Genomic DNA, 16,158 nt, shown 5'->3' with positions numbered 1-16,158 from the left:
ACGGCAGGTTCCATGACGGCAGGTTCCATCACAGCAGGAGGTGCCTGAGGGGTCCGGTAGGGCCCGGGGGTGCCCGGAACGTCAGGAAACCGCGCTCCGCAGCCCCTGGAGGTCGATCTGCTCGGTCTCGTCGTGCGCCGTCAAGTCGATCACCTGACCGTTGCCGACCCCGCGCGACTCCTCGTCCGCGGGCTTGAACTGCGCCTCGGACTCCGCCTTGTGCAGCGCGAGCGCCTCCTGCCCGACGACGTCGGCGAGGTCCTCGTTCTGCACGGCGTCCAACGCGGCCGACGCCGTCTCCTTCTGTGTGCCGAAGAAGTCGAACCCGCCGGGAACGGCGGGCCTGCGCACGGGCACGGTCGTCGGTACGACGGCCACCGCGGTGGGGACGGTGAAGTGCCCGAAACCGCGCACGGGCTTGGCGGGGTTCGCCTCGGCGGGAGTGGCGGCGGCGCGCGTATGCCCGCGGGCCGCCTCGGGCTTCCCCATGGCCTCGTCCTCCAGCACGGCCTCCGCCTTGACGGCGGCCGGGCTGTCGGGGACCTCGGGGGTATCCGGGACCTCGGCGGTCGTCTCCGCGATGCCCGGGGCCGGTTCGGCCTTCGCCGGGACCTCTCCGTCGAACCTGGCCAGTGCCGCCCGCGCCCGCAGGAACAGCGAGGAACCCTCCGGGGAGAAGATCGTCGGTGCCGCCTGGCTCCCCTCCGACTCCGAGCCGTCCACGTCGTCCGCGGTCTGCGCGCCGACCGCGCCGAGCGCCGCCGACACCCCGGCCGCCGCCGCGTCCAGCGCCGCCGCGTCGGAGTCGGCCTCGGCCGCCTTGTCCGCCTCGGCCGCCTTGTCCGTCAGGTCGCCCGAATCCGTGGCCACAGCCGACTTCACGTCGACGTCCGCATCCGTATCCGCGTCCGCATCCACGTCAACATCAACGGCCGTGCTCACGTCGGCGTCGACGTCCGCGTCCTGAGCCGGTACCGAGGCCTCCAGTTCCAGCAGCCGCCGGACCTCCAGCGCGCTGGCCCGCTCGGTCTCCGCCGTGGCGTACCGCCGCAGCAGCGCCGCGTGCTCGTTGCGCAGCCCCTGGAGCTCGGTCCGCTTCGCGCGCAGCTTCTGCTCCAGCTTGACCCGCAGTTCGCGGGACTCCTCCAGGTCGGTCTCCAACTCGGCGACGCGCTCCTCGTGCCGCCAGTCGTCGCCCGCACGTGCGCGCGTGAGGTCGGCGACCTGCTTGCCCGCGTCCCCGTCCCAGCGCCGCATGACGGCCGCGCCGACGACCGTGACCGCCGCGGCGAACGCGGCGATCACCCGGAGAACGCCGGTATCCGTGAACGCCCATGGCCCCAGGGCGCAGACGAGCGAGACGCCCGCGATCGCCGCAGGAGGCAGCAGCCGGTGCAGAGGTGGTGAATGGCGGTGACGTCCACGTGGCATGGCCAGAAACTTACCGCGCGTAGGCGAATCTTGGTGCCCCGCCCGGTAAAAACACAGCAGCGCCAAACCCCTTCACAGGCCTTGGGGCGTCAGCGATCCGTCAGCCGCCCGCTCAGCCACTCCAGCGAACCGGGGATCTCCCGCCGCCAGGTGTTGAAGTTGTGGCCGCCGCTCTCCAGGACCATCGTGGAGATCCGGGTCGGGGCCTTCGTCCTGACGAGGTCCACGAACCGCATCGTCGGGCCGTAGTTGGCCTCTCCGTGCCTGCTGGTGGTGACCAGTAGGGAGACGTCGGGCGGCGGCATGTGCTCGATGTACCACTCCAGGTCGGCGTGGCGCTTCAGCTTCCTGTCACCCTGGAAGAGGTCTCCCGTGGTGGCGTCGATCGGCGCCTTGTAGGACGGCGACAGGCCCACCGCCGCCGTGTACACGCGCGGGTGGTGCATCGCGAGCTTCAGTGCGCAGTAGCCGCCCGTCGAGTCGCCGATGATGCCCCAGCTGCCGGGGCCCGGCCCCACCCGGTAGTGGCCCGCGACGGCCGCCGGCAGGTCATGTGCGAAGAACGTCTCCGTCTGCGGCCCGCCCGGCACGTCCACGCACTCGGTGTCCCGGGGCGGCGCCACGGTCGGCCGCAGCATCACCAGGATCATCGGCTGCGCCCTGCCCTCGCCCGCCAACTCGTGCGCGGTGTGCGGGAAGTCGAGCTTGGTGACGAGGGCCTTCGCGGTCCCCGGATAGCCGGTCAGCACGACGACCACGGGAAAGGTGCGCTTCGCGTACTGCGGCTGGAAGTACTCCGGCGGCAGATAGACGTACGCCGGAGAGGTGATGCCCGTCTTCCTGCCGACGATGCCGATCTTCTGGATCTGGCCGCCGACCCTGGGCAGATGACCGCCCGGCACCCTCACCGACTGGGTGGACAGCACCTGGAAGCCGCCGTGCGCACCGGTGCTGTGGTCGACGACCACTCCCTGGTCGGTCTCCCTGCCCAGGAGGTCGTCCCAGGAGGCGTAAAAACCGAAACTCTGGTTGACGGCGAGACCGACCGAGGCGAACACCGCGACCTGCGTGGCCAGCAGCAGCACCGTCCGGCCGCCGACGGCCCGCCAGTTGCGGCGCGCCAGCCGGGGCCAGAACACGATGGTGCCGATGAACAGCAGTGCGGCGGCCAGGATCGCCAGCGCCAGCACTGTCTTGCTCGTGAGACCCATGACTGCAGTCGCCCACTCTCTTCGCCGGCGACCCGCGCGCTTCCTTCACTGCGGCTTGCCCCGGGCTTTGGATGTCCTTTGATACGGCTTTCCACGGGGGAGTGAACCTCTTCCCCTGAGACACCGTCCTAGAGGGCGCAATGTCGCCGGATGCCGGATTGGCTCCGGATTCCAGGTCTCTCGCAGAACTACGGGATGCGATGTCTGTCAGGATAGATGGGGAAATGTCGGGCGAGGTTCCGGGACGATCAAGCCGAGTGCGGCGCATACTGCGCGGCCCGCGTCCCGAGGCCGTCCCCGCCGTCGTCGCCCGGGCCTGTGCGCTCGTGGGTCTGGTCGACATCGCAGCGGGAGTCTTCCCGCGCTTCAGGCACAGCCGGATGCACACCATCGCGGAGGTGCTGCCCGGCGCGCTCGGCCCGTTCGCCGCCGCGCTCTCCCTCAGCACCGGCGTCCTCCTGCTGCTCCTCGCGCACGGCCTCAGGCGCCGCAAGCGCCGCGCCTGGCGCGCCGCCGTGGCCCTGCTGCCGGCCGGCGCCGTGGCCCAGTTCACCTACCGGCACTCGCTCGTCGGGCTCGTCATCTCCGTACTCCTGCTGGTGGTGCTGCTGCGCCACCGCACCGAGTTCGAGGCACTCCCCGACCCGCGCAGCCGCTGGCGCGCGCTCACCAACTTCGTGCTGATGAGCGCTGGTTCACTCGCGCTCGGGCTGGTCATAGTGAGCGCCCACGGCGACCGCATGTACGGCGACCCGAGCCTCGCCGACCGCATCACCCACGTCCTGTACGGCCTGTTCGGCTTCGAGGGCCCCGTCGACTACGACGGGCCCACCTCCTGGACCGTCGGCTACTCGCTCGGCGCCCTGGGCCTGCTGACCGCCATCACGACCATCTACTTCGCCTTCCGGCCCGAGCACCCGGCCGCGCACCTGACCCCGGAGGACGAGGACCGGCTGCGCGTTCTCCTCGACAGGCACGGCCGCCGCGACTCCCTCGGCCACTTCGCGCTGCGCCGCGACAAGGCGGTCGTCTTCTCCCCCAGCGGCAAGGCGGCGGTGACCTACCGCGTCGTCTCCGGTGTGATGCTGGCGAGCGGCGACCCGATCGGCGACGTGGAAGCCTGGCCGGGCGCCATCGAACGTTTCATGGACGAGGCCAAGGCCCACTCCTGGACCCCCGCGGTCATGGGCTGCTCCGAGACCGGCGGCGAGGTCTGGACCCGCGAGACCGGCCTCGACGCCCTCGAACTGGGCGACGAGGCGGTGGTGGACGTCGCGGATTTCTCCCTCGCCGGGCGCGCGATGCGCAACGTGCGCCAGATGGTCAAGCGCATCGAACGCGCGGGCTACGAAACCCGGGTACGGCGCATCCGTGACGTCGGGGAGAACGAGCTGGAACGCATCCGGCTCGCCGCGGAGGCCTGGCGCGGCACCGACACCGAGCGCGGCTTCTCCATGGCGCTGGGCCGCATCGGCGACCCGGACGACGGCGACTGCCTGATCGCCACCGCCCACAAGGCCGACGAGGTCCCCGGCCCGTACGGCGACCTGAAGGCGATCCTGCACTTCGTGCCCTGGGGCACCGACGGCGTCTCCCTGGACCTGATGCGGCGCGACCGGGCGGCCGACCCCGGCATGAACGAACTGCTCATCGTCGCCGCTCTCCAGGCCGCCCCCCGCCTCGGCGTCGCCCGCGTCTCGCTCAACTTCGCCATGTTCCGCTCGGCCCTGGCCCGCGGCGAGAAGATCGGCGCGGGGCCCGTCCTGCGCGCCTGGCGGGGCCTGCTGGTGTTCCTGTCCCGCTGGTTCCAGATCGAGTCCCTGTACAAGTTCAACGCCAAGTTCCAGCCCCGCTGGGAACCCCGTTTCGTCGTCTACCGCGCCTCCAGCGACCTGCCCCGCATCGGCCTCGCCGCGATGCAGGCGGAGGGCTTCGTCACCCTGGCCCTCCCCCGCGTCCTCCGCCGCCGCACATCGACCCCGCGCCCGTGCGCCCACGGGACGGCGGACAGAGGGACGACGGTGCGCGCGGTATGAGTCGGTGACGTGGACGGGCCCGCCAACCGCTGTTCGACAGAGCGGTGAGGTGCTCCCGCCGAGCCGGGAATCCTCTCGACCCGAGCCGACGATGTTTTCGACCGAGCCGATCGACGAACCGAGACGGGTGGGCGGGTGCGAAACGAAGGCCCAAGCCACAACGCACCCGCACTGACAGAACCCGCCCCACCGCCGGGGGCCTACGCTGAACGCATGAACAACCACAGCGGACGCGGCCGCGTCAGCGGCCTCCCGGCCTGGGACCGCTGCGCGGTCATGGGCGTCGTGAACGTGACCCCGGACTCCTTCTCCGACGGGGGCCGCTGGTTCGACACGACCAAGGCCGTCAAGCACGGCCTCGACCTGGTCACCGAGGGCGCCGACCTGGTGGACGTCGGCGGCGAGTCCACCCGCCCCGGCGCCACCCGCGTCGACGAGGCCGAGGAACTCAAGCGCGTCGTCCCCGTGGTCCGCGGCCTCGCCGCCGAGGGCGTCACGGTGTCCGTCGACACCATGCGCGCCTCGGTCGCCGAGCAGGCGCTCGCGGCGGGCGCCGCACTCGTCAACGACGTCAGCGGCGGCCTCGCGGACCCCGCGATGATCCCGGTCGTCGCGGACGCGGGCGCCCCCTTCGTCGTCATGCACTGGCGCGGCTTCCTGGAGGGCGGCAACGTCAAGGGCGTGTACGCGGACGTCGTCTCCGAGGTCGTCGGCGAGCTGCACGCGCGCGTGGACGCCGTACTGGCCGGCGGTGTCGCCCCCGACCGGATCGTCGTCGACCCGGGTCTCGGTTTCTCCAAGGGGGCCGATCACGACCTGGCCCTCCTGGCCCACCTCGACCGCCTCCAGGGCCTGGGTCACCCCCTCCTGGTCGCCGCGTCCCGGAAGCGGTTCCTGGGCCACGTACTGGCCGGCCCCGAGGGCGCCCCGCCGCCCGCGCGGGAGCGCGACGCCGCCACCGCCGCCGTCTCCGCGCTCGCCGCCCACCAGGGCGCCTGGGCGGTCCGCGTCCACGAGGTCCGCGCCACCGCCGACGCCGTACGCGTCGCCCGCGCGGTGGAATGGGCCCGCGGCACGGATACGGTCCACAGCGCCGAGGGAGCCCGGTGAGCGCGCCCCACACCGACGTCGAGCAGGTCGAACTCGCCAACACCGCCTTCTACGAGGCGCTGGAACAGGGCGACTTCGACGAGTTGTCCGCGCTCTGGCTCACCCCGGCCGATCTTGGCGTCGACGAGGAGTACCACGACCCGGCGGAGACCGGTGTGGTCTCCTGCGTGCACCCGGGCTGGCCGGTACTGACAGGCCGCGGCGAGGTGCTCCGCTCGTACGCGCTGATCATGGCCAACACCGAGTACATCCAGTTCTTCCTGACCGACGTGCATGTCTCCGTCACCGGCGACACCGCCCTGGTGACCTGCACCGAGAACATCCTCAGCGGCGGCCCGGCGCCCGAGGACAGCGACGAACTGGGGCCACTGGTCGGCCAGCTCGTCGTCGCCACCAACGTGTTCCGGCGCACCCCCCTCGGCTGGAAGATCTGGGCGCACCACGCCTCACCGGTCCTCTCCGAGACCGACGAGGGTGACGAGAACGACGCAGAGGCCGACGACACCTCCTCCTGACATCCGTCTCCTGGGCATCCGTCTCCTGGGCCGAACGCGGCTGAACGCGGCCGAACGTGGTTGGAATCACGAACACGGGGTAAGTGCGGCTACCAGCCCGTGAGTAGCCGTGTTCCCACGGGGAAACGCTCGATGAACCCTCCTGGTCATCATGTGGACCGGCCCCTCGCGGGGCGGGCACTGTCAGTGCCCGCGGGTAGATTCGGAAGTGGCTGCCCGGGTCGACCGCACCCGGTCCGAAGCGGCCGCCAACGACGATTGCAGGAGTGATTCGCGTGGATCGTGTCGCGCTGCGCGGCCTGAGGGCCCGGGGACACCACGGTGTGTTCCCGGAGGAGCGGGAGAAGGGCCAGACCTTCGTCGTGGACCTCTCCCTGGGCCTGGACACCCGTCCGGCCGCGGCCGACGACGACCTGGCGAAAACCGTGCACTACGGCATCGTGGCGGAGGAGGTCGTGGCCGTCGTCGAGGGCGAGCCCGTCGACCTCATAGAGACGCTCGCCGAACGCATCGCGCAGGTCTGTCTGAAGCACCAGGGGGTCCAGGAGGTCGAGGTGTGCGTCCACAAACCGGGCGCGCCGATCACGGTCCCCTTCGACGACGTGACCATCACCATCACCCGGAGCCGAGTATGACCGCCTCGTTCACCGAGAGTCACAGCGACCCGACCGTCCAGCCGGTGCCCGCCTCCGTGGTGCGGCAGGTGGACGCCGCAGACACCACGCTGCACAACCCGAAACGCGCCGTCATCTCCCTCGGCTCGAACCTGGGCAACCGCCTGGAGACCCTCCAGGGTGCCATCGACGCCCTGGAGGACACCCCGGGCGTCCGGATCAAGGCGGTCTCCCCGGTCTACGAGACGGAGCCCTGGGGCGTCCCGGCGGGCAGCCAGCCGTCGTACTTCAACGCCGTGGTCGTCCTGAAGACGACACTGCCGCCGTCCTCCCTCCTGGAGCGCGCCCACGCGGTCGAGGACGCCTTCCACCGCGTCCGCGAGGAACGCTGGGGCCCGCGCACCATCGACGTCGACATCGTCGCGTACGCCGACGAGGTCTCCGACGACCCGTCCCTCACCCTCCCCCACCCGCGCGCCCACGAGCGGGCCTTCGTCCTCGCCCCCTGGCACGACGTGGACCCCGAGGCCCAGCTGCCCGGCCGCGGCCCGGTGGCGACGCTCCTGGAAGCCGTCGCCCTGGAAGGTGTCGCGCCCCGCGCCGACCTGGAACTCCAGCTGCCGGAATAGCCGTTAAGGTCATGACGACCGCGGGTCGGCGGTCCGGTCCGGGGAGCTGAAGGGGCACCGTGAGAGAGCTGCGCGTCAAGATGCTGGCCGGCGTGTTCGTCGTCGCCGGAGTGCTCTCCTGGGCGGGCGCCAGGCTGTGGAACTCGGTGGGGACGCTTCCCAGCGTCCCGCTGGCCGCCCCCGTCGTCCTCGCCCTGATCGCCGTGGTCCTGCTGGCCACGGCCCTCTCCCTCCGCGCCCGCCTCAAGGCCCAGCGCGACCGGCGCCCCGGCGCCAAGGGCGTCGACCCCCTGATGGCCGCCCGCGCGGTCGTCTTCGGCCAGGCCAGCGCCCTGGTGGCCGCCCTGGTCGCCGGGATGTACGGCGGCACGGGCGCCTTCCTCCTGGAGTCCCTGGACATCCCGGCCCGCCGCGACCAGGCCGTCTACGCCGGTTTCTCGGTCGTGGCGGGCATCGCCGTCATCGCCGCGGCCTTCTTCCTGGAACGGGTCTGCAAACTCCCGGAGGACGACGACAACAACGCGAGCACGGCCCCGGCCGCGTAAGCAGGCCGGGCGAGGGACGTCCCGAAGGGGCGCGGGGCTCTGCTTGATCTGCGGCTACCGCCGCGCGGGCACGACCAGCCACGACGAGCCCGCAGCCGCTCCACCGGCCTGCCCGCGGAGCGCTCAGCGGGCCATGATCAGACTCATCGCCTCGTTACGGGTGGCCGGATCCCGCAGCTGGCCGCGCACCGCCGACGTGATGGTCTTCGCACCCGGCTTCCGGACACCTCGCATCGACATGCACATGTGCTCGCACTCGACGACGACGATCACCCCGCGCGGCTCCAGGATCTTCATCAGGGAGTCGGCGACCTGCGTGGTGAGCCGTTCCTGCACCTGCGGCCGTCGGGCGTAGACGTCCACGAGCCGGGCCAGCTTCGACAGCCCGGTGATCTTGCCGTCGGTGGACGGGATGTAGCCGACGTGGGCGACCCCGACGAACGGCACCAGATGATGCTCACAGCTGCTCAGGACCTCGATGTCCTTGACCAGCACCATCTCGTCGTGCCCCAGGTCGAACGTCGTCGTCAGCACGTCCTCGGGACGCTGCCACAACCCCGCGAATATCTCCCGGTACGCCCGCGCCACCCGCCCCGGCGTCTCCCTCAGCCCTTCGCGGTCCGGGTCCTCACCGACGGCGATCAGGAGTTCGCGTACGGCGCTCTCCACCCGCTTCTCGTCGAAATCGCCGATCACGCCCTCGCCGTCCAGCGTCACGGGGTCGGTCATCTGGTGCCTCGTTCCTGTCCCTGTCACGCGTGTGGACCACGCGTCGCACATGCGGACATACCGAAATGCCGCGCCCCCCAGGCTAGATCCTGGGGAGCGCGGCATCCATTCCGGGCCCCGCTGAGCGGGAGGGGCGGGAGAGCCGGGATCAGCTCTCGGTGCGGTCCTCCGGCACCGGATCCGTCGCGGGGACGGACTCGGTGGCTGTCGCCTTGGCGGTGATCGCCGGCGCCGAACCGTTGGTCCCGTTCGTCAGCGACAGCTCCTTGGGGGAGAGCACCGGCGGGCGGGTGGACGGCGTACGGCGGGAGGATCCGGTCCACGCGGGGCGGGCCGGGCGCTTGATGATGGGAGCGAAGATCTCGGCGATCTGCTCCTTGCTCAGCGTCTCCTTCTCCAGCAGTTCCAGCACGAGGGCGTCGAGGACGTCGCGGTTCTCGACCAGGATCTCCCAGGCCTCGTTGTGCGCGTTCTCGATGAGCTTCTTGACCTCTTCGTCGACGAGCGCGGCGACCTCTTCCGAGTAGTCGCGCGGGTGCGACATCTCCCGGCCCAGGAAGGGCTCGGTGTTGTCGCCGCCGAACTTGATCGCGCCGAGGCGCTCGGTCATGCCGTACTGCGTGACCATCGCGCGGGCCGTTGCCGTGGCCTTCTCGATGTCGTTCGCAGCGCCCGTCGTCGGGTCGTGGAAGACCAGTTCCTCCGCCGCCCGGCCGCCCAGCATGTAGGCCAGCTGGTCGAGCATCTCGTTGCGGGTGGTGGAGTACTTGTCCTCGTCCGGGAGCACCATCGTGTAACCGAGGGCCCGGCCGCGCGACAAGATCGTGATCTTGTGGACCGGGTCGGAGTTCGGGGAGGCCGCCGCGACCAGGGCGTGGCCGCCCTCGTGGTACGCGGTGATCTTCTTTTCCTTCTCCGACATGATCCGGGTCCGCTTCTGCGGGCCCGCCACGACGCGGTCGATGGCCTCGTCGAGGGACTCGTTGTCGACCAGCTTCTTGTCGCTGCGGGCGGTGAGCAGCGCGGCCTCGTTGAGGACGTTGCTCAGGTCCGCGCCGGTGAAGCCCGGCGTGCGACGGGCGACCGCCGACAGATCGACGTCCGGAGCGACCGGCTTGCCCTTCTGGTGAACCTTCAGGATCTCCAGACGGCCCAGCATGTCCGGGCGGTCGACCGCGATCTGGCGGTCGAAACGGCCGGGACGCAGCAGCGCCGGGTCGAGGATGTCGGGACGGTTGGTGGCGGCGATGAGAATCACACCGCCCTTGACGTCGAATCCGTCCATCTCGACGAGCAGCTGGTTGAGCGTCTGCTCGCGCTCGTCGTGACCGCCGCCGAGGCCGGCGCCGCGATGGCGGCCGACCGCGTCGATCTCGTCGACGAAGACGATCGCCGGGGCGTTCGCCTTGGCCTGCTCGAAGAGGTCACGGACCCGGGAGGCACCGACACCGACGAACATCTCGACGAAGTCGGAACCCGAGATCGAGTAGAACGGAACGCCCGCCTCGCCCGCGACGGCACGCGCGAGCAGCGTCTTGCCCGTACCGGGAGGCCCGTAGAGGAGCACACCCTTGGGGATCTTGGCGCCGACGGCCTGGAACTTGGCCGGCTCCTGCAGGAACTCCTTGATCTCGTGGAGTTCCTCGACCGCCTCGTCCGCGCCCGCCACGTCGGCGAACGTCGTCTTCGGGGTGTCCTTGGTGATGAGCTTGGCCTTGGACTTCCCGAACTGCATGACCCGGGAGCCGCCGCCCTGCATCTGGTTCATCAGGAACAGGAACACGACGACGATGAGGACGAAGGGGAGCAGCGACAGCAGAATGCCGACGAAAGCGTTCTGCTTGGTCGGAGAGACCGTGTAGCCGTCCGGAATCTGCTTGTTCTGGTATTTGTCCTGGAGAGTGTTCGCCAGGTTGACGCCCTGATCGCCGATGTAGCTCGCCTGGATCTTCGAGCTGCCCTCGACCTTCTGGCCGTCCTTGAGCTGGACCTTGATGACCTGCTCGTCACCGGTGGTGATCTTGGCCTGCTCGACCTTGTTGTCGTTGATCGCCTGGACGACCTGGCCTGTGTCCACCGTCTTGTAGCCGCCGGACGAGCCGACGACCTGCATCAACACGACCACGGCAAGGACGGCCAGCACGATCCACATGACCGGCCCACGGAAGTATCGCTTCACGTCCATCCATACGGAGCGGTGCCGCCCCGTCCCTCCTGCCATAGTGAGTTTGACAAAGACTGTTCTAAGAACTGCTCTTCGGACGGTACCCCAGCATTGTCACCCGAAGGCGCACGGGCTGGCTGTCAATACCGTCCACGCCTGCTCCAACGGCGGGAAGGCCGCCCGGGTTCCCGGACGCCCCACAGGACTCGCCCTTTGGCTCAGCGGCCTCGGGACTCAGCCGCCGTAGACGTGGGGCGCGAGCGTACCGACGAACGGAAGGTTCCGGTACTTCTCCGCGTAGTCGAGGCCGTAGCCGATCACGAACTCGTTGGGGATGTCGAAGCCGACCCACTCCACGTCGATGGCGACCTTCGCGGCCTCCGGCTTGCGCAGCAGGGTGCAGATCTTCAGCGACTCGGGCTCGCGGGAGCCGAGGTTGGAGATCAGCCAGGACAGCGTCAGCCCGGAGTCGATGATGTCCTCGACGATGAGGACGTGCTTGCCCTTGATGTCGGTGTCGAGGTCCTTGAGGATCCGCACCACACCGGAGGACTGGGTGCCCGCGCCGTACGACGACACGGCCATCCAGTCCATGGTGAGGGGGGTGGACAGCGCCCGGGCCAGGTCGGCCATGACCATCACCGCGCCCTTGAGCACACCGACGATCAGCAGGTCCTTGCCCGCGTACTCCGCGTCGATCTTCGCGGCCAGTTCGACCAGCTTCGCGTCGATCTCTTCCTTGGTGATGAGTACCGACTTGAGGTCGGCACCCATGTCTTTCGCGTCCACCCGCATCACTTTCGGTCGCCCGTCGCCATTCGCCCGGCCCGCCGACCCCTGCCCCGCCCCGAAGGGGGGTGAGATTCAGCCTTGCCGAATCACCAGTCTGCCACCCTGCCGCTGGGCGACGACCCGGCCGGGGAGATTGATGGCTCCCTGACCTCGCCAGCCGGTGATCAGCCGGTCGACTTCCTCGATGTGGCGGGCGAACAGCGAACCGGCCGGAGCGCCCGCCTCGATGGCGGCACTGCGCAGGATGCGGCGGCGTACGGCGGGCGGCAGGGCGTACAGCTTGGCGCACTCCAGGAGGCCCGCCGTGTCCCGTACGGAGGCCTCGGCCTGGCGGGCCCAGGTGTCGAGGGCGTCGGCGTCGTCGCGGGAGAGCTGGGCCGTGCGGGCGAGGGCCTCGACGACGCCCTTGCCGAGGGCCTTCTCCAGGGCGGGCAGCCCTTCGTGGCGCAGCCGGGACCGGGTGTAGGCGGGGTCTGCGTTGTGCGGGTCGTCCCAGACCGGGAGGGACTGGACCATGCACGCCTTGCGGGCGGTCTGCCGGTCGAGCTGGAGGAAGGGCCGGCGGTACCGGTCGGGAGCCCCGGGCCGCCCGGAGACGGCCGCCATCCCGGACAGGGAGCGGATGCCGGAGCCACGGGCGAGGCCCAGCAGCACGGTCTCGGCCTGGTCGTCGCGGGTGTGGCCGAGGAGGACCGCGGTGGCGCCGTGGCGCTCCGCCGCGGCGTCCAGGGCGGCGTACCGGGCGTCGCGCGCGGCGGCCTCGGGGCCGCCCTCACGGCCGACGGCCACGGCGATCGACTCGACCGGGGCCAGGCCGAGTTCGGTCAGGCGCAGGACGACCTCGTCGGCGCGGAGGTCGGAGCCGGGCTGCAGACCGTGGTCGACGGTGACGCCGCCGGCGCGCACACCGAGTTTGGGCGCTTCGAACGCGAGAGCGGAGGCGAGCGCCATGGAATCGGCGCCGCCGGAACACGCCACGAGGACGAGCGGGGCGGACTCGCCGGGGGTGGTGGGGCCGGGGAGGAGGCTGTTGGGACGGGTGTTCGCAGTCAGGACGTCGTGGAGAGCGCGGCGAACCGCCAGGCGTATCGCCGCGACCGCAGGATGGGGACCCATGTCCGGTTCCCTTCATGAAGTTTTCGGGGGGTGAGCCGACTTCGGTCACTCAGAGTGTGTAGATGGTGACAGAAACGGGGCGTTCCCCGAGCATTGCACGCCTACCCATGCCTCACGGTCCCTCGGACGGGTGATTGAAGGGGCGTTCACCTGCCGTCGGCCGGATTCGTTCACCACGTGCCCCGGGGGCTCACTGGTCCGCCCTGCGGTGCACCCGCGCGACCCAGTCCGCCGGTTTGGCGATCTCCGCCTTCGTAGGAAGGGTGTTCGGAGAGGTCCACACGCGGTTGAAGCCGTCCATGCCGACCTGGTCGACGACGGCGCTGACGAACCGTTCGCCGTCCCGGTACTGCTTGAGTTTGGCGTCCAGGCCGAGCAGCTTGCGCAGCGCGAGGTCCAGCCGTGAGGCACCCTTGGCCCGGCGTTGCTGGAATTTCTCCCGGATCTCGGCGACGGAGGGCACCACCGCGGGGCCCACCCCGTCCATCACGAAGTCGGCGTGCCCCTCCAGGAGGGACATGACCGCGGTGAGCCGGCCGAGGATCTCCCGCTGGGCCGGCGTCTGCACCAGTTCCACCAGGGAACGCCCGCCGTCGTCCTCCTCGCCCTCGGGCCTGCCGCCGGCGAGGGACTGCGCGGCCTCCCTGATGCGCTCCAGGAACGTCATGGGGTCGACTTCCGTCTCTCCCAAGAACGACTGGATTTCGCCCTCCAGGTGGTCGCGCAGCCAGGGCACGCCCGTGAACTGGGTGCGGTGCGTCTCCTCGTGCAGACACACCCAGAGCCTGAAGTCGTGGGGCTGTACGTCGAGTTCGCGCTCCACGTGGACGATGTTCGGCGCGACGAGGAGCAGCCGGCCGCCGCCGTTCGCGCCCGCCGGGAGTTCGCGGGTGGCCGGGGCGAAGGTCTCGTACTGCCCGAGGACACGGGACGACAGGAACGACAGCAGCATGCCCAGTTCGACGCCGGTGACCTTGCCGCCGACCGCGCCGAGGACGGCCCCGCCCGGTGAACTCCCGCGCCGCTCCCCCATCTTGTCCAGCAGGGGCCTGAGCACCTCACGGAACCCGGCGACGTTCGCCCGTACCCAGCCGGGGCGGTCGACGACGAGTACGGGGGTGTCGTGGGCGGCGTCGCCTCCCATCCGGGTGAAGCCCCGGACGTGCTCCTCCGAGGCCTTCGCGTGCCGGCGCAGCTCCCCGACGATGGCCCGGGCCTCGTCACGGCTCACCTCTGGGCCCGGCCGTACCAGTCGGGTCGCGGTCGCCACCGCGAGATTCCAGTCGACCATCCCAGCAGATGCAGCACCACCGATGCTCGTCATGCGTCAACCGTACGTGAGCGACTCAGCTGGGGGCAGGGCGGCGAAGTCGGCAGAGGCGAGGTCCCTTCGGACCGCACCCGGCGTCGCGGGCTGTGTCCACCCTCCCCCGTCGCCCTGCGGAACGCTTGCCCGCAGCAGCGCCCCCCAGGGGCACGGGGAACTGCGCGACCAGCCCCCACCGGGCCCGCGGACGAAGAACCGCCCGTCCGGCGGAGCTACCCGCAGCCGCAGGCCGCGAGCGCCGTCGCCACGCGGTCCAGGGCCGCCTGGGCCTCCGTCCTGCTGGTGGTGTCGGAGGCCAGGAAGGCGAAGGCCAGCAGGCGGCCGTCGCGGTCGACGACCGTGCCCGCCAGGGCGTTCACGCCGGTCAGGGTCCCTGTCTTGGCCCGTACGACACCTGCCGCGCCGTCCGTGTAACGGGTGCTCAGGGTGCCCGTGAAGCCCGCCACCGGGAGGCCCGTGAGGGCCGCGCGGAGCTCGGGGTGGGACGGGTCGCCGGCCTTGGCCAGGAGGGCCGTGAGGAGGTTCGGCGTGAGGAGGTCGGCACGGTTCAGGCCGCTGCCGTCCGCGAATCGGGCGCCGGACATGGGCAGTCCGAGCTTGGCCAGCTGGGTGCGGATGGCCCGGGCGCCGCCCGCGAAGTCGGGCCGGACGCCCGTGGCGAGCGCGGTCTGGCGGGCGAGGGCCTCGGCGAGGTCGTTGTCGCTGTTGGTCAGCATGCGCTCGACGAGGGCGGAGAGCGGCGGCGAGGACACCTTCGCGAGGGTGGTCGCGCGGCCCGTGGCCTTGGACGGGCCGGGTGAGGTGGTCTTGATGCCGTGCTTCGCCAGCAGGGTCGCGAAGGTGCGGGCGGCGTCCGCCGCCGGCTCGGTGCTGCGGTCGGCCGTTCCACTGGTCGAGTCGTTCGTGCGGGCCTCGTCGGCCATCAGGGCGGTGACCGGGGCGAGGTTGCCGCCATTGTCGGCCCCGATCGGGTGGATTTCCGGGCCCGCGTAGAGCGTGGTGTCGTACGACAGCGTCACCTTGCGTACGCCGCGCTTCGTGAGGGCGGCGGCCGTCGAGTCGGCCAGGCCGCGCAGGCTCGCCCAGCCCTCCGCGTCCTCACGGGCCGTCAGGGTGGGGTCGCCGCCGCCGACCAGGACGAGTTCGTTGGTGTCGGGCTCCAGGGCGGTCCGGGTGGTGAGGCGGTGGTCGGCGCCCATCGCGGAGAGCGCGGCGACGGCCGTGGCGATCTTCGTGGTCGAGGCGGGGACGAGCGCCTCGTCGGCGCCCAGGCCGTACAGGCGCTTCCCGGTGGCCACGTCGACGACGGCCGCCGTCCGGCGGGTGCCGAGCGCGGGGTTCTTCAGGAGCGGGTCCAGGACGGCCGCGAGGGCCCTTCCGCCGGGCGCCGCCCGGACGGCGCCGGTGGCGCTGCCGAGGCCCGTCAGCACGGAGGGGGCGCTCGGGGCGGGTGCGGGCGCCCCGGCCGACGTACCCGAGGTGGCGGAGCTGTCGGACGTACCGGAATTACGTTCGTGATCTGTGCCACCAGATCGCTCCTGGACGGCGGCCCAGTCCCGCTCGGCCGTACGCTGGCCGGAGGAGTCCCAGGGGCCGGCCGCGGTCACCACGCCGGCGGTCAACGCCAGTCCGGCGGTGGCGGCGCCCGCGGTGTACTGCCAGGTCCGAAGGGTCTTCGGCAGTGACAGCGGCAGCGTCCTCAGGGTGCCCGGCCCCGGGAGACCGGCAAGCTTCGGGGCCACCGCCCGTGTGATCCGCGCGACCCGCGGTTTCACGGCGGCTGTGGTTCGCCTGGCTCGTTCGAGTCGCGGCCTGATCGTCGCCGTCACTCGTTCGAGTTGCGGTTTCACCGCGGCTCCGGCCCGTCCGAGCTGGGGTTTCACCGTTGCGGTGGCCCGGGTGAGACGGGGTCGTACGGTGCGCGCGAACCGCGCCATCC

14 protein-coding genes are annotated in these 16,158 nt (G+C 71.0%); 6 read left to right on the top strand and 8 right to left on the bottom strand.

Going from position 1 to position 16,158, the window contains the following annotated elements; all coding sequences use genetic code 11:
- Nucleotides 1–81: 81 nt before the first annotated feature.
- Both OG595_RS24375 and OG595_RS24370 read right to left on the bottom strand, forming a co-directional pair.
- Nucleotides 82–1,431: a hypothetical protein gene (locus OG595_RS24375; protein ID WP_329275373.1), complete on the bottom strand. Its 1,350-nt coding sequence runs from the start codon at nucleotides 1,429–1,431 to the stop codon at nucleotides 82–84.
- A gap of 89 nt (nucleotides 1,432–1,520) precedes the next feature.
- Entirely contained in the window at nucleotides 1,521–2,642 is a 1,122-nt protein-coding gene (locus OG595_RS24370) for an alpha/beta hydrolase (RefSeq protein ID WP_329275370.1), read from the bottom strand.
- A 224-nt stretch (nucleotides 2,643–2,866) separates the two neighbouring features.
- On the opposite strand from OG595_RS24370, the gene OG595_RS24365 reads away from it, so the two are divergent.
- The 6 genes from OG595_RS24365 to OG595_RS24340 all read left to right on the top strand — a co-directional run bounded on the left by OG595_RS24365 (nucleotide 2,867) and on the right by OG595_RS24340 (nucleotide 8,091).
- Nucleotides 2,867–4,678, top strand: a complete 1,812-nt coding sequence (locus OG595_RS24365; RefSeq protein WP_329275367.1) for a phosphatidylglycerol lysyltransferase domain-containing protein — start codon at nucleotides 2,867–2,869, stop codon at nucleotides 4,676–4,678.
- 213 nt (nucleotides 4,679–4,891) lie between these two features.
- On the top strand, nucleotides 4,892–5,788 hold the full coding sequence (gene folP, locus OG595_RS24360) for a dihydropteroate synthase (RefSeq protein WP_329275365.1): 897 nt from the start codon (nucleotides 4,892–4,894) through the stop codon (nucleotides 5,786–5,788).
- Nucleotides 5,785–6,303 (top strand): nuclear transport factor 2 family protein, encoded by a 519-nt coding sequence (locus OG595_RS24355; protein ID WP_329275361.1) that lies wholly within the window; start codon nucleotides 5,785–5,787, stop codon nucleotides 6,301–6,303. The genes folP and OG595_RS24355 overlap by 4 nt, the downstream gene beginning before the upstream one ends.
- A 275-nt stretch (nucleotides 6,304–6,578) precedes the next feature.
- Complete coding sequence (gene folB, locus OG595_RS24350; protein WP_044472364.1) at nucleotides 6,579–6,938, top strand: dihydroneopterin aldolase; 360 nt, start codon at nucleotides 6,579–6,581, stop codon at nucleotides 6,936–6,938.
- Complete coding sequence (gene folK, locus OG595_RS24345; RefSeq protein ID WP_329275356.1) at nucleotides 6,935–7,546, top strand: 2-amino-4-hydroxy-6-hydroxymethyldihydropteridine diphosphokinase; 612 nt, start codon at nucleotides 6,935–6,937, stop codon at nucleotides 7,544–7,546. The genes folB and folK overlap by 4 nt, the downstream gene beginning before the upstream one ends.
- 59 nt (nucleotides 7,547–7,605) lie before the next feature.
- The gene (locus OG595_RS24340) at nucleotides 7,606–8,091 is read left to right on the top strand and encodes a DUF3180 domain-containing protein (RefSeq protein ID WP_329275355.1); all 486 of its coding nucleotides are present in this window, start codon (nucleotides 7,606–7,608) and stop codon (nucleotides 8,089–8,091) included.
- A 123-nt stretch (nucleotides 8,092–8,214) separates the two neighbouring features.
- Here OG595_RS24340 and folE read toward each other — a convergent pair whose 3' ends face one another.
- The 6 genes from folE to dacB all read right to left on the bottom strand — a co-directional run bounded on the left by folE (nucleotide 8,215) and on the right by dacB (nucleotide 16,156).
- Nucleotides 8,215–8,820 carry a GTP cyclohydrolase I FolE gene (folE, locus tag OG595_RS24335; protein WP_329275353.1) on the bottom strand — a complete coding sequence of 202 codons (606 nt, stop codon included), beginning with the start codon at nucleotides 8,818–8,820 and terminating at the stop codon, nucleotides 8,215–8,217.
- Between the two features lie 148 nt (nucleotides 8,821–8,968).
- Nucleotides 8,969–11,005 carry an ATP-dependent zinc metalloprotease FtsH gene (ftsH, locus tag OG595_RS24330; protein WP_329275350.1) on the bottom strand — a complete coding sequence of 679 codons (2,037 nt, stop codon included), beginning with the start codon at nucleotides 11,003–11,005 and terminating at the stop codon, nucleotides 8,969–8,971.
- A 213-nt stretch (nucleotides 11,006–11,218) separates the two neighbouring features.
- Nucleotides 11,219–11,779: a hypoxanthine phosphoribosyltransferase gene (hpt, locus tag OG595_RS24325; RefSeq protein WP_044471976.1), complete on the bottom strand. Its 561-nt coding sequence runs from the start codon at nucleotides 11,777–11,779 to the stop codon at nucleotides 11,219–11,221.
- Nucleotides 11,780–11,848: 69 nt separating this feature from the next.
- Nucleotides 11,849–12,892, bottom strand: coding sequence for a tRNA lysidine(34) synthetase TilS (gene tilS, locus OG595_RS24320; RefSeq protein ID WP_329275347.1), 1,044 nt, complete (start codon nucleotides 12,890–12,892; stop codon nucleotides 11,849–11,851).
- 190 nt (nucleotides 12,893–13,082) lie between these two features.
- Entirely contained in the window at nucleotides 13,083–14,216 is a 1,134-nt protein-coding gene (locus tag OG595_RS24315; RefSeq protein WP_329275345.1) for a zinc-dependent metalloprotease, read from the bottom strand.
- Between the two features lie 215 nt (nucleotides 14,217–14,431).
- A complete protein-coding gene (gene dacB, locus OG595_RS24310; protein ID WP_329283149.1) occupies nucleotides 14,432–16,156 on the bottom strand; it encodes a D-alanyl-D-alanine carboxypeptidase/D-alanyl-D-alanine endopeptidase in 1,725 nt (574 codons plus the stop codon).
- Nucleotides 16,157–16,158 lie beyond the last annotated feature (2 nt).

This window comes from Streptomyces sp. NBC_01451 (assembly GCF_036227485.1).
Classification (GTDB): domain Bacteria; phylum Actinomycetota; class Actinomycetes; order Streptomycetales; family Streptomycetaceae; genus Streptomyces.
This window is presented reverse-complemented; position numbering and strand designations above follow the sequence as displayed.